The following is a 19,264-nucleotide window of genomic DNA, read 5'->3' as shown; positions in this document are numbered from 1 at the left end:
GCTCCTAGGCCCGAGGCCGGGGGCCGGCCCCGCCAGCAAGTCCGCCATCGTCGTCACCCCCGCCCCCGACTCCGTCCCCGTCCCCGTCCCAGTCCCCGTCCCCGGCCCGCTCTCCGTCCCCGTCCCGCTCCTCGGACTGCGTCAGCAGCCAGGTCCGCAGCCGGGCCCGGCCCCGGGACGCCCAGGCCTTGACCGTTCCTTCCGGCACGTCGAGGCGCTGTGCCGTCTGGGCGACGCTGAGCTGGTGGACGTAGCGCAGCTCCATGACCAGGCGTTGCGGTGCGGGCAGGTCGGCCAGCGCCGCGTCCAGGGCGGTGTAGCGGGTGGAGGAGGCGAGGAGGCAGTCCTCCGCCGAGGGGGAGACGGTCGCGTCCGGGGCGAGAGCGTCACGGGCCGCGCGGTCGGCGAGCGTCCGCGACCGCCCGTGGGCGCGTTCGAGGTCGACGGCACGGCACAGGGCGATCCGCAGCAGCCAGCCGGTGGCGTTGCCCCCGTGGAAGCGGGAGGCCGTCCGCCACGCGGACAGGAACGCCTCCTGCACGGCGTCCTCCGCCGTCTCGGCCGGGAAGCCGCGGTAGAGGAGGAACCTGAGCACGAAGCCGGCGCGGCGGGCGAACAGTTCGGAGAACGCCTCCGCGCTGCCCGCCGCCATCGCCCGCACCAGACGGCCGTCGCAGAGCACGGCGTCTGCACGGTCTTCCCGGTGTTTTCGGTCTTCCCGGACGTGCGCGGGCGGAGGGCCGGTGCAGGACCGGCACCCGGGACAGGCGGTCATGCGGCCTCGGCGGTGGTCGTCGTCGGTCAAGGCCGCTGCGTTCCCGGTGGCGGCCACCCATGGCATCACGTGGCCTACACCGAACGGCGAGGCACGTGGGGTTGCGGTCATCGGTGAGTGACGTGCGGGCACACGGAGCACTCGGGCGGCGCATACGGGCCCACGCGCGCTCCCGCGTACGCCCCCTCGGCGGTCCCCTCAGCGATCCCGTCAGCGATCCCCTCAGTCGTCGTGCACCACCGTGCCGTCCTCGTGCAGGGTCGGGTGGAGCTTCATGGGGCCGTAGTCGTCGAGGTCGGACGGGCGCGGTCGTTCGGGGCCGTCCGGGCCCATGCGGATCATGCGTTCCACGCGGCAGATCCGGAACAGCCGGTCCTCCACCCGGGTCTCGTCGGCGCGGCCGGCCGCCCGGTACTCCTCCGCCGCGCGCGCGTACACGGCCTTGCGTGTCTCGTCGAAGCCGTACAGCAGCGCCCAGAAGCGGGCCATGCCGTCGTACAGCAGCCGGCGCGCCTCGTGCGGGGTCGCCATGAGGGTGCCGTGCGGGGTCCAGCCGGTGCCGTCGTGCTCGGCCACCGAGAAGCCGACGGGCAGGCAGACGACGTCCGGGTGCGTCAGCACCGCGCGCGCGGAGTCCTCGCGCACGTCGGCCGGGTAGCGGGAGCCCGTGTACGCGAAGTCCCGCAGCCCCAGCCGCAGCGCGCCGGCCATCGGGCCCTCGTCGCGGCCCAGGTCGAGGACGAAGTCCAGGTCGGGGGAGGGGGTGTCGTCGCGGCCGTCCCAGGAGAAGACCGCCGGCTCCGGGTCGGTCGGGCGGGGCGGCTCCAGCTCGTCGTCGCCCATGCGGGCGAACTCGTCGCCGCGGACGACCCGGTAGCGCACGCCCAGCGCGGCCACCTCGTCGGCCGGCTCCCGCTCCAGGACCCTGACGGCCGCCAGCAGTTCGCGGCGGACCGCCGGGTCCTCGGTGTCGTCCTTCGCCTTGAACCACAGATACGAGTTGAGGCCGTCGCGGGCCTGCTGCGGAGTGCCGTTCACGACCGGCTTGAGCAGCCGCCAGCGGGGGTCGGCCGCCGAGGGGTCCTGCGCCGCGAGGCCGAAGACGGGCCCGCGCGGCGCGATGTCCGGGTAGCGCCGGGACGCCTCCACGGCGTCCGCCTCCATCACCCACGCGACGGGGTCGTCCCGGCGGACCAGTTCCGCGTGGAGGGCGTCGAGCCGTTGCTTCCAGTCATCGGTCATGTGCGCATTGTGGTGGCGGCGGCGGTCCGGTTCGGCCCGAACGCCGGAAGTGGGGACGGGGGAGAAAGGGGAAGCACGGGGGAGCGCGGTGGAGCACGGGGGAGAACCGGGAGAGGGGAGAGGTGATCGCCCACAGCGAACGCGGGCGGATCCGGGGAACATTCGACGGCCGCCATGCATTGAGTCGGCATAGCTCAACTCATTGAGTCTCAAGAACTCAACTTGACTGCCGAAGGGGAGATCATGGCTGCTGAGTCCGCAGCGTTCACACCGCTCACCCTGCCCGTGCTGCCGCTCGACGAAGAAGTGGTGCTGCCCGGGATGGTGGTTCCGCTGGACCTGAGCGACGCCGACGTGCGCGCCGCCGTGGAGGCCGCCCAGGCCGCCGCCCGGTCGGAGCCGGGCAAGCCCAGGGTCCTCCTGGTGCCGCGCGTCGACGGGACCTACGCGAGCACCGGCGTGCTGGGCACGGTGGAGCAGGTCGGCCGGCTGGCCGACGGCGACCCGGGCGCGCTGATCCGAGGCCGTGGCCGCGTGCGCATCGGCGCCGGCACCACCGGGCCGGGCGCCGCGCTGTGGGTGGAGGGCGTCCGCCTCGACGAGCAGGTCCCGGAGCCGCTGCCCGGTCATGTCGCGGAACTGGTCAAGGAGTACAAGGCCCTGGCCACCGCCTGGCTGCGCAAGCGCGGCGCCTGGCAGGTCGTCGACCGGGTCCAGGCCATCGACGACGTCTCCGCCCTCGCCGACAACTCCGGCTACTCGCCCTTCCTGACCACCGAGCAGAAGGTGGAGCTGCTGGAGACCGCGGACCCCGTGGCCCGGCTGAAGCTGGCCGTGCGTCAGCTGCGCGACCACCTCGCCGAGCAGGACGTCGCCGAGACCATCGCCAAGGACGTCCAGGAGGGCGTCGACAAGCAGCAGCGGGAGTTCCTGCTGCGGCGGCAGCTGGAAGCCGTGCGCAAGGAGCTGCGCGAGCTCAACGGCGAGCAGGAGGGCGAGGAGTCCGACGACTACCGTGCCCGCGTCGAGGCCGCCGACCTGCCCGAGAAGGTCCGTGAGGCCGCCCTCAAGGAGGTCGACAAGCTGGAGCGGTCGAGTGACCAGTCGCCCGAGGGCTCCTGGATCCGCACCTGGCTGGACACCGTCCTCGAACTCCCGTGGAACGAGCGGACTGAGGATTCTTACGACATCCAGGGCGCCAAGGCCGTCCTCGACGCCGAGCACGCCGGCCTGGAGGACGTGAAGGAGCGGATCACCGAGTACCTGGCGGTCCGCAAGCGGCGCGGCGACCGAGGCCTCGGCGTCGTCGGCGGCCGGCGCGGCGGAGCCGTGCTCGCGCTCGTCGGCCCGCCCGGCGTCGGCAAGACCTCGCTCGGCGAGTCCGTCGCGCACGCCATGGGGCGCGAGTTCGTCCGCGTCGCCCTCGGCGGCGTCCGGGACGAGGCCGAGATCCGCGGCCACCGGCGGACGTACGTCGGCGCGCTGCCCGGCCGGATCGTGCGCGCCATCAAGGAGGCCGGGTCGATGAACCCGGTGGTCCTGCTGGACGAGATCGACAAGGTGGGCTCGGACTTCCGGGGCGACCCGGCCGCCGCCCTCCTGGAGGTCCTCGACCCGGCGCAGAACCACACCTTCCGCGACCACTACCTGGAGGTCGAACTCGACCTCAGCGACGTGGTGTTCCTCGCCACCGCCAACGTGCTCGAAGCCATCCCGGAGGCCCTGCTCGACCGTATGGAGCTGGTCCGCCTCGACGGCTACACCGAGGACGAGAAGGTCGTCATCGCCCGTGACCACCTGCTCCCGCGCCAGCTGGAGCGGGCCGGCCTCGACAAGGACGAGGTGACCCTCGACGAGGGCGCGCTGCGCAAGCTGGCCGGCGAGTACACGCGCGAGGCGGGCGTGCGCAACCTGGAACGGTCCATCGCGCGACTGCTGCGCAAGGTCGCGGCGCAGCACGAACTGGGGCAGCGCAAGCTGCCGTTCACCGTCACCGACGGCGACCTGCGCGCCCTGATCGGCCGGCCGCACCACGTGCCCGAGTCCGCCCAGGACCCGGCCGAGCGGCGCACCTCGGTGCCCGGCGTGGCCACCGGCCTCGCGGTCACCGGCGCGGGCGGCGACGTGCTGTACGTGGAGGCGTCCCTCGCCGACCCGGAGACGGGCGCGGCGGGACTGACCCTGACCGGGCAGCTGGGCGACGTGATGAAGGAGTCGGCGCAGATCGCGCTGAGCTTCCTGCGCAGCCACGGAGCCGAGCTGGAACTGCCGGTGGCCGACCTGAAGGACCGGGGCGCGCACATCCACTTCCCGGCGGGCGCGGTCCCCAAGGACGGCCCGAGCGCGGGCATCACGATGACGACGGCCCTCGCGTCGCTGCTGTCGGGGCGGCTGGTCCGCACGGACGTGGCGATGACCGGCGAGGTCTCCCTGACCGGGCGGGTCCTGCCGATCGGCGGCGTGAAGCAGAAGCTGCTCGCCGCGCACCGGGCGGGCGTGACCACCGTGATCATCCCCAAGCGCAACGAACCCGATCTGGACGACGTCCCGGCGGAGGTGCTGGACAAGCTCGACGTCCACACCGTCACCGACGTCCGCCAGGTGCTGGAGCTGGCGCTCGCGCCCGCCGCGGACGGCGCGAGGCCCGAGGTTCCGGTCGCGGCGTGACGGACGCGGCCGGACGGGGGAGGCCCGGATCCCGTGAGGGAGGTCCGGGCCTCCACCGCGCCCGCCGCTACGCACGTAGAATCAGGTCGGAGACCGGATCGGGAGTGCTGACGTGCACGAGGACGGACACGCAATCGGACACGCGAACGGCGACGAAGGCGGGCGAGTCGACCCCGAGGCTTCGGCGCGCGGAGTGGACCAGGAGTTCCTGTCCCTGGAACGGGAGCTGACGGTGCTGCTGCGCCGCGCCCGCGCCAACCAGGGGGAGATGGCCCGCGAGGTCCACCCCGACCTGGAGTCCGCCGCGTACGGTTTGCTCGTCAGGCTGGAGGAGTGCGGCCGCCAGCGTGCGACCGAGCTCGCCGCCTACATCGGCGTCGGCAAGGCGACCATGTCCCGTCAGCTGCGCGCCCTGGAGCACCTCGGTCTCATCGCGCGCGAGCCCGACCCCGCCGACGGCCGCGCCTGGCTGGTCGACCTCACCCAGGAGGGCCGCACCCGCGTGGGCCGCGTCCGCGAGGCCCGCCGCAGCCGCTACGTCACCGAGCTCTCCCACTGGGAGCGCACCGAGGTCGCCGAACTGGCCCGCCTCCTCAACCAGCTGAACCGGGGCATGGCCAAGTAGTAGCGAGCAGGACAAGTAAGAGGAGTAGTACGCCAGGAGCCACAGCCAGGCGTCACGTCACGACCACGCGCCACGACCCGGCGTCACAGCTCCGCGTACACCGCGGTCGCGTCGTCATGGCGTTTGCCGCGGCCCAGGAACACCCGTTCCTCGTCCGCCCGCTCCAGTTCCCGCACGCGTCGCACCAGCGCCGCCGCGCCCTCCTCGCGCAGGAAGGCGAACAGGTCCGTCCAGTCGCCCTCGCGGAACTTCTCCGCCCAGCGCGTCGCCCCGTCGGTCAGTCCGGCCAGGGCGCGGACGCGGGCGCGCGGCACGGTCCCGGTGACCGCCCGGGACGCCACCGCCGGATCGGCGGCGGCCGTGAAGAAGCCGCCCTCCTTGTTACGGGCCTTCGCGTCGCAGATCTCGTCGCTCGCCAGCAGGGCCCGGGGCACCCGGTCCAGGCGGTCGTCCAGGACGGGGGTGACCGTGCCGTCGGGAGCGGCCAGCAGCACGGCCGCGTCGGAGAGCACCAGGTACTCGACGCTCTCCGGCGACCAACGCGCGAGGGCGACCGTCGCCTGAGGGGTGCGCGGGTGAGAAAGGTCACAGGTTTCGGCGTGTGCGCCGGAGGTACGCGCGATGGCGGCGGCCAGTGCCTCGGCCAGAGGAACATCCGGGTGTGAAACGGTCAGTTCGGTCAGTGCTCCGCCCAGACGAGCGGTGAACCAGGGGACCGAATGCAGACAGCCCGTACCGCCCCGCGGCGGCGTCACTCCGTCCAGGAGGACGAGCGAACCGCCCTGTCCGGAAGCGGGAAGCCCGACACTCGCGAAGTCCTCGTTGGGGTGGTCCCGATCGCCGGGCTCCGAAACAAGTTCCGTACGCATCCGGCCAGTCTGCACGACCCCTCCACACCCTTCGCGAAAGGCCGCCATCCACCCCTGCACGAACACGGCGACGCAGGTCAGACGCCTGTTTTGGGAGGGAATGAAGCACTCCGGGAAGCCGTGGCGGCGAATCCTGTCAAAGCCCGCCGTCCACGTCCAACCGGCGCTCCACGCAAGGCCGTCGCACAGGCCAGAGGAACTTGCCCGTCAACTCCCCTCCGATGTTCACTCCTTCGGGTGGCGGGGCAGGCGATGCGCGAACCCCGCCGACCGGCACTGGGAGGGTCGGGGACCGAACCGGGAGTACGCACCAGTTGACGGAGCGTCACCTCCGACCCATGGGTATCACGAGTCAGGAATGCGAGCACCGGTGCAGAAGACGCGGCCTCGGCGCACAGGCAGGCAGACGGCCTCCGAGCAGGGCGCGGAGCGCACCCCTGTCGGCAAGGGCCGCCCTACCCATGTACGCAACCGGCTGATCGTCGCGGTGGCCGTCGTGGCCGCCGCCATCGCGGGAGCCGGCGCACCCTCAGTCCTCGCCGCCTCCGGGCAGCTGAAGGACTCCCAGGACCTGGTCACCCTGGCCGAGCAGACCCAGGACGCGCTGGTCCTCGCCCAGTCGCTGGCCGACGAACGCGACGAGGTCACCGTCCATGTCGCGGCCGGCCGCACCAAGGCCACGGCGCCCTCGGAGGAGAGCGCCGCCCGCGTCGACCGCCAGGCGCGCGAGCTGACCGCCGACACCGACACCCCTGCCGCGCTCCGGGCGGACCTCGACGGCATCGCCGCCGTCCGCCAGGCCGCCCTCACCGGGCAGAGCAGCGCGCTGGAGGCGCACCAGGCGTACTCGGCCGCCATCACCGCGCTGCACGGACTCGCCGAGCAGCTCGCCGAGCAGATGCCGCCGCGCGCGGGCGCCGGCGCGCACGCCCTCGCCGAGCTCGACACCGCCGTCCAGCAGGCCACGGCCGCCCGCGGGCTGCTGCTCGCGGCGCTGAACGTGCCGACGTCCACCGAGACGGACATCGACCCCGTCACCGGCCTGCCGGAGACCGAGACCGTCTCCTCGAAGGCCGACACCAAGCAGCGCGACGCGCTCAGCGCGGCCGCCCAGCAGGCCCGGGTGCGCTCCGACGCCGCCCTGGCCGCCTTCCGGGAGAGCGCGCCGGAACAGGTCGTCGACTCCTACGACTCCACGGTCACCGGCGGCGACGTCGAGGCCGCCGTGAAGTACCTGACGGCCCTCACCGACCAGCCGACCCTGAGCGACGACGAACTCGGCTTCGACGTCAAGAAGGCGGACGCCGCGCTCACCGGCCGCGTCGCCCTGATGCGCGGGGCCGAGTCCTCCGCCTTCGACCGCCGCACCAAGGACCTCGCCCAGCTGCGCGACGACGACGTCACCGCGCTGGAGCTGCGCGTCGCCCTCCTCGGCGCGCTGATACTGATCGCCGTCGGCATCGCCACCGCCATGGCCCGCAGCCTCACCCGTCCGCTGGCGGTGCTGCGCATCGGCTCCGCCCGGCTGGCCGGCGCCGAGAACCCGGCCGCCGAGGAAGCGGTCCGGTTCAACGGCCGCAACGACGAGTTCGCGCAGGTCGTGCGCTCCGTCAACGCCCTGCACGAGCACGCCGTCGCGCTCCACGAGCGCCTCGCCACCATGGAGTCCGACCGCAAGCACCTCGTCGGACAGCGCCAGAAGATGGCCGACGCCCGTGAGCAGCTGCACGCCGAACTCGCCGACGCCGCCGACCGGTTGGGGCGGCTGCGGAGCAGCATCAGCGGCACCTTCGTCAACCTCTCGCTGCGCACCCTCGGGCTCGTCGAACGCCAACTCGCCGTCATCGAGGGCCTGGAGGAGCGCGAGCAGGATCCCGAACGGCTGGCCACGCTGTTCAAGCTCGACCACTTCGCCACGGTCATGCGCCGCCACAGCGAGAACCTGCTGGTCCTCGCGGGCGAGGAGCACGTCCAGCAGCATGCGGGGCCCATCCCGCTGGTGGACGTGGTCCGGGCGGCGGTCAGCGAGATCGAACGCTACGAGCGCGTCCGCATCTCCGCGCTGCCCCCGCACGCGCACGTGGCCGGCTTCGCCGCCGACGACCTCTCCCACCTCCTCGCCGAACTCATGGAGAACGCCACCTCGTTCTCCCCGCCGGACCTGCCCGTCGAGGTCTCCGGCTGGCTCCTGGAGAACGGCGAGGTCATGCTCTCCGTCCAGGACGAGGGCATCGGCATGACCGGGGAGCGGCTGGCTCGCCTCAACTCCCGCCTCACCGAGTTCGACCCCGAGACCCCCTACGACCAGGAGGGCGAGGACGGACTCGGACTCGGCCTGTACGTCGTGGCCCGCCTGGCCCACCGGCACGGGGTGCGGGTGCAGCTGCGCGAGCAGAAGCAGGGCGGCGTGGCGGCGGTCGTGGTCCTGCCGACCCCGCTGCTCGCCTCGGCCCCCGCCGCCACGGTCCCGACCGTCCCGCCCACCGCGTCCCCCACCCCGGCGGTCACCCTCCCCGGCGCGAACGCCGAGGCCAACGGCAACGTCCTCCCCACCCGGGCGAAGCCCGCCCCCACACCCACGTCCCTCCCGGAAACCCCCGCGGAGACGACGATGGAACTCCTCCTCCCCACCCCCGAAGAAACACCCCCCTCCCCGGAGTCCGACGCCCCGGGCCCCACAACACCGACCACCGACGCCCCGCCGGCCGACGCCGCGAAGACGGAGCCCGTCGGCACGCCGGACGCCACGGCCCCGTCCACCGCCCCCGGCGGCGCGTCGGCCACCGGCGTGACCGCCCGTCGCGCGGCGGACGACTGGCCGGCCGACGATGTCGCGCCCGTCGACGCCACGGCCGCCGACGACCGCTCGGCCACCGTCCCCGGCAGCGCGCCGGACACCGTGGCCGAGAACCGTGGGCCCACGGCCCCGCCGACCACGACCACCGACAGGGCCGCTCGCCGCGCCTCGGACGACTGGCCGACCGGCGCGCCCGCGCCCGCCGACCCCACGGCACCCGAGGACCACTCGTCGACCACCCCCGCCGGCACGCCGGACGCCACGGCCCCGTCGGCCCCCGTCGGTGCGCCGGCCGGCAGTGTGGCCGCTCGCCGCGCGGCGGACGACTGGCCGACCGCCGACGCCAAGGCCGCCGTGCCCGGTGGCGCGCCGGACGCCGTGACCGAGAACCATGGGCCCACGGCCCCGTCGACCACCAACAGGGCCGCCCGCCGCGCCTCGGACGACTGGCCGACCGCCGACCCCGCGCCCGCCGACCCCACGGCCCCCGAGGACCACACGTCGACCACCCCCGCCGGCCCGCCGGCCGGCAGCGTGGCCGCTCGTCGTGCGGTGGACGACTGGCCGGGGAGCGACGTCGCGCCCGCCGACCCCACGGCAGCATCCGAGGACCACTCGTCGACCGCCCCCGCCGGCACGCCGGAGGCCACGGCCCCGTCGGTCACCGGTGACGCGCCGGCTGCCGGTCGGGCCGCCCGTCGTGCGGCGGACGACTGGCCGGGGAGCGATGTCGCGGCTGCCGATGCCATGGCGGCCGAGGACCGTTCGTCCAGCGTGTCCCGTGGGGCCCCGGCCCCGTCGGGTGTCGGTGGACGGTCCGGTGCTGCTCGCTCCCTGCGGGCCCGTCGCGCGGCGGACGACTGGCCGGGTGCCGCGCCCGCATCCGCGCCCGCGCCCGCACCCGCGGGCGACGCCGGCGCCGGCGGTGGGCGCGCCCCGCTGGGGCCGCCCGCGGGTGACCGCGAGAGCCGCACGGGCAGTGCCGGTGGGAAGCGACCCGCCGGCGGCGAAGCCGAGGCGCACGGACGCACCCCCGACGCCCCGGAGGAGCTCCTCACCGACAAGGGCCTCCCCAAGCGCACCCCCAAGATCACCGCACCCACCCCCACCCCCCGCCGCTCCGCAGGCGGCGTCGACGCCGAAGCCCTCCGTCGCCGCCTGGGCGGCTTCCGCCGGGGGGCGGAGGCCGGCTACCGCGACGTCGAAGCCGAAATCGCAGAGCAGACGGCACAGACGGCACAGAACACAGCACCTCACGCACGACAGGCACACGCCGAAGAAGACACGGGGGGCACAGTCGAGGAGGCAAGCAGTTGACCGCGCCCAGTACCTTCGGACTGAGCAGTGAAGCACGCAACCTGCACTGGCTGTTGACGAACCTCGTGGAGGAGGTCCCCGGCATACAGTCCGTCGCGGTCGTCTCCTCCGACGGCCTGCTCCTGCTCTCCTCCGACCCGGGTCTCAACCACGCCGCCCGCCGCCCCGGCGGAGCGAAACCCACCGGCCCACGAGGCTCCTCCGCCGACCTCGCCACCATCGTCTCCGGCATCGGCAGCCTCACCATCGGCGCCGCCAGGCTCATGGCGTTCGGCGGGGTGAAGCACACCATGGTCGCCATGGACGAGGGCAGCCTGTTCGTGATGTCGATCAGCGACGGCTCCCTGCTCGGGGTCCACGGCTCCGCCGACTGCGACATGAGCGTCGTGGCGTACCACATGGCGCTCTTCGTGGGCCGCGCCGGCCACGTCCTGACCCCCGAACTCCGCAGCGAGCTCAGGCAGTCGCTGGAGTCCGCGGCGGCGGGGAGCACCCGATGAGCTCTCCCCGGCGCGACACCCCGGCCCCCGGCGGCCGGATCACCCCGCTCCCCGTCCGCGGCGGCGACCGCAAGCCCGCCCGCGTACGCCCCTACTCGCTGACCGGCGGCCGTACCCGCTTCGGTCACGTCCTCCTCGTCGAGACGTTCGTGGCGGCCACGGCCGAACTCGAAGCGCCCGAGGAACGCAAGGAACTGACGAACGGCTCCCTCACCACCCGGGTCATGCCGGAGCTGCGGGCCATCGTCGAACTGTGCCGCCGCATGCGCACGGTGGCCGAGATCGCCGCGCTGCTGAAGATGCCGCTCGGCGTGGTCCGCGTGCTGCTCAGCGACCTCGCGGACCAGGGAAAGATCCGTGTGTACGGCACCGGTACCGCTCACGGTACGGGCCGTCCCGACCGCGCTCTGCTGGAAAGGGTGCTCAGTGGACTCCGTCGTCTCTGACGCCGAAACCCCCTTCGGTGTCTCCCCCCTCGTCGACGAGCCCGACGAGGACCTGAAGTCCTGGCAGACGGACCGCACTCGGGCCCCCATAGCCACCAAGATCGTGGTGGCGGGCGGCTTCGGCGTCGGCAAGACCACCCTCGTCGGCACCGTCTCGGAGATCACCCCGCTCCAGACCGAGGCGCTGATGACCGAGGCCGGCGAGGACACCGACGACCTCACCGGCACCCCGGAGAAGGCCACCACCACGGTGGCCATGGACTACGGCCGCATCACGCTCGACGACGACCTCGTCCTCTATCTCTTCGGCACCCCCGGCCAGCAGCGCTTCTGGTTCATGTGGGACGACCTGGTGCGCGGCGCGATCGGAGCCGTCGTCCTCGCCGACACCCGCCGCCTCAAGGACGCCTTCCCCGCGCTGGACTACTTCGAGAGCTGCGGACTGCCCTACGTCGTCGGCGTCAACCACTTCGACGACAGCGAGCTGTTCGACCCGGAGGACGTCCGGGAGGCGCTGACGATCCCCCGGCACATCCCCGTCATGATCATGGACGCGCGTCGCCGGATCTCGGTGATCGAGACCCTCCTGTCCCTCGTCGGCCACGCCCTCGACGAAACCCCCGAGTAGGCCCACCTCCAAGTCCCCCTGGTCCCCCCACCCCGGCCCCCCACCCCCGGCCCCCGGCCCCGGCCACCTAGGAGAAAGCCCCGCATGCGGAAGATACTCGTCGTCGGAGCCGGCCAGTCCGGACTCCAGCTCGCCCTCGGCCTCCAGTCGCACGGGTACGAGGTCACCCTGATGTCCAACCGCACCGCGGACGAGATCCGCTCCGGCCGGGTGATGTCGACGCAGTGCATGTTCCACACCGCGCTCCAGCACGAGCGCGACCTCCAGCTGAACTTCTGGGAGTCGCAGGCCCCCAGGATCGAGGGACTCGGCGTCTCGGTGGCGGCCCCCGGCTCCCACGACCCCGGCCCCACGCAGCGCGCGATCGACTGGGTGGGCCGGCTCGACGGCTACGCGCAGTCCGTCGACCAGCGGGTGAAGATGGCCGGCTGGATGGAGGTCTTCGCCCAGCGCGGGGGCCAGCTGGTGATCCACGGGGCGGCCGTCTCCGACCTCGACTACTTCTCCCGCGCCTACGACCTCGTCCTGATCTCCGCCGGCAAGGGCGAGCTCGTCCAGATGTTCGGCCGCGACGCCTCGCGCTCCCCGTACACGGAGGCGCAGCGCGCCCTCGCGGTGGCGTACGTGCACGGCCTCGGCCCGCGCCCGGAGCACCCGGAGTACGACGCGGTCCGCTGCAACCTGGTCCCCGGCGTCGGCGAGCTGTTCGTCATGCCGACGCTCACCACCTCCGGCCGCGCCGACATCCTCTTCTGGGAGGGCGTGCCCGGCGGCCCGCTCGACGTCTTCAAGGGCGTCAAGGACCCGGCCGAGCACCTCTCCCTGACCCTGGAGCTCATGGAGCGGTTCACGCCGTGGGAGTACGCGCGGGCCACCCGGGTCGAACTGACCGACGCCGGCGGCACCCTGGCCGGCCGCTACGCGCCCACCGTCCGCAACCCGGTCGGCCGCCTGCCCGGCGGCGGCCTCGTGCTCGGCGTCGCCGACGTGGTCGTCGCCAACGACCCGATCACCGGACAGGGCTCCAACTCGGCGTCCAAGTGCGCGGCCGCCTACCTCGCGTCGATCCTCGAACAGGGTGACAAGCCGTTCGACGAGGAGTGGATGCGGGGGACGTTCGACCGGTACTGGGACACGGCTCAGCATGTGACGAAGTGGACCAACGCGATGTTGGCTCCGCCGCCCGAGCACATCTTGAACCTCATCGGCGCGGCCGGGCAGTTGCAGCCGGTGGCTGATCGTTTCGCCAACGGGTTCAACGATCCTGCGGACTTCGAGAACTTCTTCTATGAGCCGGAGAAGACGCAGGGCTACCTCGCCGAGGTGGCCGGGGCCTAGGCGTCGTTGGGGGTGCGGTCGTTCGGCGGGTGCGGGTCTGAGAGGTCAAGGGGCTTGTAGTCCTCCACCGGCTCGGCCTCTGGGTCCGGGCGGACTGCGCCCAGGATCGGGTTGGTTGCGATCGGGGAGAGTTTGACGGGTTCGCCCGGTCTCGGGGCCTGGACCACCATGCCCTCCCCGGCGTACATCGCCACATGGGTGGCGTCGGGGAAGTAGACGACCAGGTCGCCGGGGCGCAGCGCGTCCAGCGGGACGCGGTCCAGGCGGGCCCACTGCTGCTGGCTGGTGCGGGGGATCGGGGTGCCGGCCCGTTGCCAGGCCTGGGAGGTCAGGCCCGAGCAGTCGTAGGCGGCGGGGCCCTCCGCGCCCCACTCGTACGGCTTGCCGAGCTGGTCCACGGCGTAGCGCAGGGCGCGGTCGCCCTCCGTCGACGGGGGGCGGTCGTCGCTCAGCGCGCCCGAGGCCATCAGCTTCTGCTGGGCCTCGGCGACGTCGTCGCGTTCGAGGTCGGCGACGGCGGTGAGCTGGTCGGCGCTGAGCGAGGCGAGGAGCCGTTCGACGTCGTCCAGCCGGCGGCGCACGGCGTCGCGTTCCTTCTTCTTGCGTTCGGTGAGGGTGAGCTGCGCGTCGAGGGCGGCGCGCGCCCGGCGGGCGAGGACGTCGGCCTCGCGTTCGCTGCCCTCCAGCCGGCCCACCGTCTCGGCCCGCTCCCGCGCCAGCTGTCCGATGACGTGCCCCTGGTCGAGGGCGTGCTGCGGGTCCCGGGCGAGCAGGAGCCGTACGTAGGGGGAGATGCCGGTGATGTTCTGGTACTGCTGGCGGGCCAGGCGTCCGGCGGCGCCCCGGCTCTCGTTCAGGGACAGCCGGGTGCGCGCCAGCCGCGCGTTGAGGCGCTCGGCCTCGGCCCGGCGTTCCTTCAGCTTCTCCTCGGTGGTGTTGTGGGCCTCGGCGGCCTTCTCGGCCTCCCGGTACAGCCGCTGAAGGTCCGTCAGCAGTTCGGCCACCGAGCGCCCGCCGGGCTCCGGCGGCTCGGGGGCGGCCACGGCGGACGCCGGGGTCAGCAGTACGGCCTGTGCGGCCAGCATCGTCGTCGTGCAGGCCGTGCACACCCGACGCAGCAGCCTTCCTGACACGTCATCACCTCCCGCGCGGGGTGGGCCCTCCACCCCGCAGGGCGAGCATCAGGTGTGGGTGTGCGGTCCGTGCGGCAAGCCTGCGCGGTTCGGCGCAACGAAGTCACCCTTCGGCGTCATCCGGCTTGCCTTTCGGCGTGGCGTCGGGCTTCGACCACGGCCACTTCAGCCGGGTGTCCTTCTTCCCCTCCGGGTCGTACTCGTACTTCCAGCCCCTGGGCAGGCCCAGCTTGCCGCCGTGCCCCCGGGGCACGCGGCGGTAGACCAGGACGGTCGGCGGGCCGCCGGCCGCGTCGGGGACGGGGATGCGGTACGTCTTGGGCGGGTGGCCGGTGGGGCCCAGCAGGACGGGGAGGACGCGGCCGTCCATCGGGCCGCCCTCGAAGGGGGTGTCTTCGCTCTTCACGCCTCCAGTGTCGATCAGGTCGCGTCGGCGAGCGCACGGCGGACCACGCCGGCGGTCTGCGGGTCGCGTGCCGCGGTGACCGACATGACCGCGACGAACTGCTCCACCAGCCAGTCCCGCAGTTCGTCGAGCGGGGGCTGCTTGCCCTCGTCGAGCCAGATGAGCGAGGCCGCCTCCACGGCGGTGATCCACATCCGGACCGTCATCCGCAGCCGGGGGCCGGGCTCGGCCACGCCGAGGTGGCTGTGGATGTGCTCGGCGGCGGCGCGGCGCACACCGTCCACGATGGCGGTCGTACGGGAGGTCTCGACGACGCTGCCGCCCTGGAGGAGGGCGCTGAAGCCGGCGTCGTGCTGGTCGACGAAGGCGAGGTAGCGGTCCAGGGCGCGGGCGAGCCGGGGGAGGAGGGGGCCGTCGTGGGGCTCGTCGAAGCAGTGCCGGAGCTCCTCGGCGGCGGAGCGCAGCGCGGCCTCGTAGAGCTGCTGCTTGCCGCCGGGGAAGTACCGGTAGACCAGCGGCCGGGAGACCCCGGCGGCCTCCGCCACGTCGTCCAGCGAGACGTCCTCCGGGACGCGGTGCGCGAACAGCGAGAGCGCGGCGTCGAGCAGTTGACTGCGCCGCTCCTCGACGCTGAGGCGACGGTAGGCGGGGGCTGCGGGCGTCATGTGTGCAGCGTAATCGCTTACCGGAGCCGCACCCCCAGGCCTGAGCCGACGGCCCGGCCCTCCCGGCCCGGCCCTCCCGGCCCGGCCCTCCCGGCCTGGCGCTCCCGGCCTGGCGCTCCCGGGCTGGCGCTCCCGGCCTGGCGCGTCCGGCCCGGTGCTCTCGGCCCGGCACGTCCCGCCCTGCGCTCTCGGCCTGGTGCTCTCGGCCTGGTGCGTCCGGCCCGGGGCTCCCGGCCCGGCGCTCCCGGCCCGGCACGTCCCGCCCTGCGCTCCCGGCGCGGTCTGCACCGGCCGTCCCCGTACGTCTACGCCAGCAGCCCCGACGACTTCCACAGCCGCCTGCCGACTCCCCGCAGCACGCCGATGTCGTCCAGGAAGTCCGTCAGCCGCTTCGATCCGGTCTGCATGACCTCGCGCCGGTGCCCGCTCGCCTTCACCTGCGCTAGCGCCTCCCGCTTGTCCAGGCCGACGTTCGTGTAGACCTCGGGGTTGACGAAGGCGACCGAGAACACGCGGGCGAACTCGCCCGACGTCACCCGGGTGAACTCCTGGGACCACTTCGGCGCGGTCACCATCTGGCGGCGCAGCTCCTCGCGCGCGTACCGCACGTGCCGGGCCTCCTCCACGACGTGGATCCGCGTGACGCCCCGGACCAGGGTCTGGACCCGCTCGTCGGGGAAGGTCAGCCGCTGCATCCAGTCCAGGACCTCCTCGCCGAGGAGGGTCGCGGTGAAGGAGCCGGGTGTGGTGGAGATCGTCTTGAAGAGCCGGCCGAGATGCTGGTGCGCCCGGCTCACCGGGTACCAGGGCGTGCCGCCCTGCGCGATCAGCCGGGCGAACATCTTCGAGTGACGGCACTCGTCCTCGATCTCGGTCAGCGCGTACCGCACGTGCGCGCTCGTCGCCGACTTGTCGTAGATGTGCCGTACCAGCAGCTGCATCAGGATGATCTCGAACCAGATGCCCAGCGAGGCCAGCGCCGCCGCCTCGTGCTGCGACAGCAGGATCCGCTGCTCCTCGCCCATCCGCTTCCACAGCGGCGTGTCGTACAGCGACACCAGCTCGGGCGGCCAGAACCACTTGCCCTCCTCGAAGGGGGCGTCCCAGTCCAGTTCCTTGTCCGGGTCGAAGGAGTGCTTGGCGGAGGAGGCGAGCAACCGCTCGGCCACCTGCTCGCGATCCTTGAGCAGCCCGAGCGCATCCCGCAGCCCGTCGAGCGCCTCGGCGTCCGTGAGGGTCGTCATGCCCTTATGAGACTGCCTGTCAGCAAGCGCGTCAATCCCTTGCGCGGGGATCACTCCATGGAGGGAGCGATCGGCAGATCGCGCTGGGTAGGCTGACTGTGCCAGGGAGACTCCGCCCCATGGGAGCAATCATGAGTGCCGCACGCGAGCACGGGCTGGGCGACGACTACGAGTGGCCTCGTCCGCCGGTGGGCGGTTGGACGGCGGACGACCTCGACGAACTCCCCAACTTGCCTCCGCATACGGAGCTCATCGACGGGAGCCTCGTCTTCGTGAGTCCGCAGACTCAGTTTCACTCACGCGCGATGCGCTTGCTGGACAACGCCCTGCTGGACCAGGTGCCGGACGAGCTGGACGTCATCCGGGAGATGACCGTAAAGCTCAACAAGCGCAATCGGCCGGAGCCGGATGTCCTGGTGTTCCGCGCGGAGGCCGACACCGGGCCGAAGCAGACTTGGTACCGGCCGGAAGACGTCGTGATTGCTATCGAGGTCGTCTCCGAGGACTCCGAGGACCGAGACCGGGATGTGAAGCCGCGGAAGTATGCGCAGGCGGGCATCCCGTACTTCTGGCGCGTCGAGGAGAATCAGGGCCTGCCGGTGGTCTACGTCTTCGAACTCGACCCCGCGACCCAGGCTTACGGGCTGACCGGCATCTTCCATAACCGTCTCAAGCTGACCGAGCCTTTCCCTGTTGACATCGACCTCACTGCGATCGATCGCCGGCGTCCCTGACCCCTACACCGAGCAGCCCAGCCCCTCCGGGACATCGAAGCTCACCGGCTCCGCCCCCTGAGCCGGGAAGGACTTGCGCAGGGTGAAGGCGTACGGGGTCGGGCCGTTGGTGCGCAGGTGCAGCAGCCGGGCCTCCGCCTCCGCGACCGTCGGACGGTGACCGGCCGGGACCCACCACAGGGCCGTCATCGCCTCCTGGACGCGCTCGAACCTCCCCCACTGCCTCAAAGGCGTGGGGGGACCCCCACCCGTCGACGGGACAGCATCTCGCGGTGGCGGCCCTGGTACCCCGTCCGCGGTGTCCGCGTCCGCGTTGACCGGGTCGAGGGCGTCGACGAAGTCCTTCAACTCCGGTGATGGACTGACCGCTCCGGAAGCCCCCGTCTCACGAGGTGAGCACCGCCTCCATCACCGCCCGTGCGATCGGCGCCGCCACCCCGCCGCCGGTGATGTCCCGCCGGTTCGCCGCCGCGTCCTCCACCACCACCGCGACCGCCACCTTGGGCTCCAGATCGCGGTCGCCCTGCGCCCACGAGACGAACCAGGCGTACGGCAGTCCGGCGTTGCCGAGGCCGTGCTGCGCGGTGCCGGTCTTGCCGCCCACCGTCGCGCCCCGGATCGCCGCGTTCTTGCCGGTGCCCTCGCGCACCACGTCCGTCATCAGCTCCCGCAGCCGGTACGCCGTCGACGGCCGCATCGCCTGCCGCGCCGGCCTCGAACCGGCCGTCGTCAGGGTCGCCCCGCTCCACCGCGTCGTCCGCTCCACCAGATACGGCGGGCGCACCTGGCCCCCGTTGGCGACGGCCGCCGCCACCATCGCCATCTGGAGCGGCGTGGCCCGCGTGTTGTACTGCCCGATCGAGGACAGGGCGAGCTGCGCCCGGTCGACCGAGGTGTCGAAGGTGCTGCGCGCCACGGAGAACGGCACTCGCACATCGGCCGCGTTGAAGCCGAACGCCTCCGCCGTGCCCGCCATGTCCGTCAGCCCCACATCCACCCCGAGCTTGGCGAACACCGTGTTGCAGGACCACACGAACGCATCCCGCAGTGTGGCGTCCTCACACCCGTCGGAGGCGTTCGTCAGCCGTGTCGTCGTACCGGGCAGCGTGTAGGGCGCGGGGGAACGGGTCGCCGCGTCCAGGTTCCTGACCACGCCCGCGTCCAGCGCCGCCGCGGCCGTGACCACCTTGAACGTCGACCCCGGCGGATACGTCTGCCGCACCGCCCGGTTCAGCATCGGCCGGTCAGGGTCGGAGTTCAGCCGCGCCCACGCCCGCTCGGTCCCCGCGTCGTTCCCCGACAGCAGCGCCGGGTCGTACGACGGGAACGACACCAGCGCCAGGATCCGCCCCGTCGACGGCTCCACCGCGGCCACCGCCCCCTTGCGCCCGGCCAGCCCCTGGTACGCCGCCCGCTGCGCCCGCCCGTCCAGCGTCGTCATCACGTTCCCGGCGGCCGGCCGGGACCGGGTGAACTCGTTCCACAGCGGCAACGCCGTGAGCAGCGGATCGACCCCGGACAGCAGGTCGTCCTCGGCGTGCTCCAGGAACGTCGTCCCGTACTCCTGCGAGGCGAAGCCGGTCACCGGGGCGAACAACGGCCCGTCCGCGTAGGTGCGTTCGTAGCGCAGCTGCTCGCCGGTGTCCCGCGAGCCCGTCACCGGGACGCCGTCGACGAGGATGTCGCCGCGCGGCTGCCCGTACCGGGCGATGGACTCCCGCCGGTTGGCGGGGCTCTCCTCGTACCGGCCGGACTGGACGACCTGCACGCGCGCGGCGTTGACCAGCAGCGCCACCAGCAGCAGCGCGCAGAAGACGGCCGCGTGCCGGATGTGCCGGCCCATCACCGGCGCCTCGTGCCGGCGGCTCACCGGAACCC

General features: G+C 73.0%; 16 protein-coding genes and 1 pseudogene. 8 read left to right on the top strand and 9 right to left on the bottom strand.

Annotation, left to right across the window (positions count from 1 at the left end):
• Nucleotides 1-4 precede the first annotated feature (4 nt).
• Both ACFYX4_RS30645 and ACFYX4_RS30640 read right to left on the bottom strand, forming a co-directional pair.
• Entirely contained in the window at nt 5-682 is a 678-nt protein-coding gene (locus tag ACFYX4_RS30645; protein WP_389340091.1) for an RNA polymerase sigma factor, read from the bottom strand.
• A 315-nt stretch (nt 683-997) separates the two neighbouring features.
• Nucleotides 998-2,017, bottom strand: a complete 1,020-nt coding sequence (locus tag ACFYX4_RS30640; protein ID WP_389340089.1) for a DUF5954 family protein — start codon at nt 2,015-2,017, stop codon at nt 998-1,000.
• A gap of 243 nt (nt 2,018-2,260) precedes the next feature.
• Here ACFYX4_RS30640 and lon point away from each other — a divergent pair, with 243 nt between their 5' ends.
• Together lon and ACFYX4_RS30630 are read left to right on the top strand one after the other, a co-directional pair.
• Nucleotides 2,261-4,684: an endopeptidase La gene (lon, locus tag ACFYX4_RS30635; RefSeq protein ID WP_389340087.1), complete on the top strand. Its 2,424-nt coding sequence runs from the start codon at nt 2,261-2,263 to the stop codon at nt 4,682-4,684.
• Between the two features lie 112 nt (nt 4,685-4,796).
• The gene (locus ACFYX4_RS30630; protein WP_389340085.1) at nt 4,797-5,309 is read left to right on the top strand and encodes a MarR family winged helix-turn-helix transcriptional regulator; all 513 of its coding nucleotides are present in this window, start codon (nt 4,797-4,799) and stop codon (nt 5,307-5,309) included.
• 83 nt (nt 5,310-5,392) lie between these two features.
• Here the strand turns inward: ACFYX4_RS30630 and ACFYX4_RS30625 are convergent, their stop codons facing one another.
• Nucleotides 5,393-6,178 carry a protein phosphatase 2C domain-containing protein gene (locus ACFYX4_RS30625; RefSeq protein ID WP_389340083.1) on the bottom strand — a complete coding sequence of 262 codons (786 nt, stop codon included), beginning with the start codon at nt 6,176-6,178 and terminating at the stop codon, nt 5,393-5,395.
• A gap of 370 nt (nt 6,179-6,548) precedes the next feature.
• On the opposite strand from ACFYX4_RS30625, the pseudogene ACFYX4_RS30620 reads away from it, so the two are divergent.
• From ACFYX4_RS30620 to ACFYX4_RS30600, 5 genes and pseudogenes are all read left to right on the top strand, one after another.
• Nucleotides 6,549-8,744 (top strand): annotated as a pseudogene (locus ACFYX4_RS30620) (nitrate- and nitrite sensing domain-containing protein); the annotation flags it as partial.
• Between the two features lie 1,544 nt (nt 8,745-10,288).
• Entirely contained in the window at nt 10,289-10,792 is a 504-nt protein-coding gene (locus ACFYX4_RS30615; protein WP_389340081.1) for a roadblock/LC7 domain-containing protein, read from the top strand.
• The gene (locus ACFYX4_RS30610; protein WP_389340079.1) at nt 10,789-11,238 is read left to right on the top strand and encodes a DUF742 domain-containing protein; all 450 of its coding nucleotides are present in this window, start codon (nt 10,789-10,791) and stop codon (nt 11,236-11,238) included. The genes ACFYX4_RS30615 and ACFYX4_RS30610 overlap by 4 nt, the downstream gene beginning before the upstream one ends.
• Nucleotides 11,219-11,866 (top strand): ATP/GTP-binding protein, encoded by a 648-nt coding sequence (locus ACFYX4_RS30605; protein ID WP_389340077.1) that lies wholly within the window; start codon nt 11,219-11,221, stop codon nt 11,864-11,866. The genes ACFYX4_RS30610 and ACFYX4_RS30605 overlap by 20 nt, the downstream gene beginning before the upstream one ends.
• Nucleotides 11,867-11,950: 84 nt before the next feature.
• A complete protein-coding gene (locus ACFYX4_RS30600) occupies nt 11,951-13,204 on the top strand; it encodes a styrene monooxygenase/indole monooxygenase family protein (RefSeq protein WP_389340075.1) in 1,254 nt (417 codons plus the stop codon).
• Here the strand turns inward: ACFYX4_RS30600 and ACFYX4_RS30595 are convergent.
• From ACFYX4_RS30595 to ACFYX4_RS30580, 4 genes are all read right to left on the bottom strand, one after another.
• A complete protein-coding gene (locus tag ACFYX4_RS30595) occupies nt 13,201-14,337 on the bottom strand; it encodes an NlpC/P60 family protein (protein ID WP_389340073.1) in 1,137 nt (378 codons plus the stop codon). The genes ACFYX4_RS30600 and ACFYX4_RS30595 overlap by 4 nt on opposite strands.
• Nucleotides 14,338-14,440: 103 nt before the next feature.
• Nucleotides 14,441-14,743 (bottom strand): hypothetical protein, encoded by a 303-nt coding sequence (locus ACFYX4_RS30590; RefSeq protein WP_389340071.1) that lies wholly within the window; start codon nt 14,741-14,743, stop codon nt 14,441-14,443.
• Between the two features lie 14 nt (nt 14,744-14,757).
• A complete protein-coding gene (locus ACFYX4_RS30585) occupies nt 14,758-15,408 on the bottom strand; it encodes a TetR/AcrR family transcriptional regulator (protein WP_389340069.1) in 651 nt (216 codons plus the stop codon).
• 305 nt (nt 15,409-15,713) lie between these two features.
• Nucleotides 15,714-16,652 carry a diiron oxygenase gene (locus tag ACFYX4_RS30580; protein ID WP_389340067.1) on the bottom strand — a complete coding sequence of 313 codons (939 nt, stop codon included), beginning with the start codon at nt 16,650-16,652 and terminating at the stop codon, nt 15,714-15,716.
• Nucleotides 16,653-16,783: 131 nt separating this feature from the next.
• Between ACFYX4_RS30580 and ACFYX4_RS30575 the strand changes: the two genes are divergently transcribed.
• Nucleotides 16,784-17,386: a Uma2 family endonuclease gene (locus ACFYX4_RS30575; RefSeq protein WP_389340065.1), complete on the top strand. Its 603-nt coding sequence runs from the start codon at nt 16,784-16,786 to the stop codon at nt 17,384-17,386.
• Between the two features lie 3 nt (nt 17,387-17,389).
• Here the strand turns inward: ACFYX4_RS30575 and ACFYX4_RS30570 are convergent, their stop codons facing one another.
• Together ACFYX4_RS30570 and ACFYX4_RS30565 are read right to left on the bottom strand one after the other, a co-directional pair.
• On the bottom strand, nt 17,390-17,614 hold the full coding sequence (locus ACFYX4_RS30570; RefSeq protein ID WP_389340063.1) for a DUF3291 domain-containing protein: 225 nt from the start codon (nt 17,612-17,614) through the stop codon (nt 17,390-17,392).
• Between the two features lie 157 nt (nt 17,615-17,771).
• Nucleotides 17,772-19,229 carry a penicillin-binding transpeptidase domain-containing protein gene (locus tag ACFYX4_RS30565; RefSeq protein ID WP_389340198.1) on the bottom strand — a complete coding sequence of 486 codons (1,458 nt, stop codon included), beginning with the start codon at nt 19,227-19,229 and terminating at the stop codon, nt 17,772-17,774.
• Nucleotides 19,230-19,264 lie beyond the last annotated feature (35 nt).

Origin of the sequence: Streptomyces sp. NPDC002328, assembly GCF_042890065.1 — a bacterium.
GTDB lineage: Bacteria > Actinomycetota > Actinomycetes > Streptomycetales > Streptomycetaceae > Streptomyces.
The sequence above is the reverse complement of the archived record's forward strand: the minus strand, read 5'-3'. Positions and strand labels throughout refer to the sequence as shown.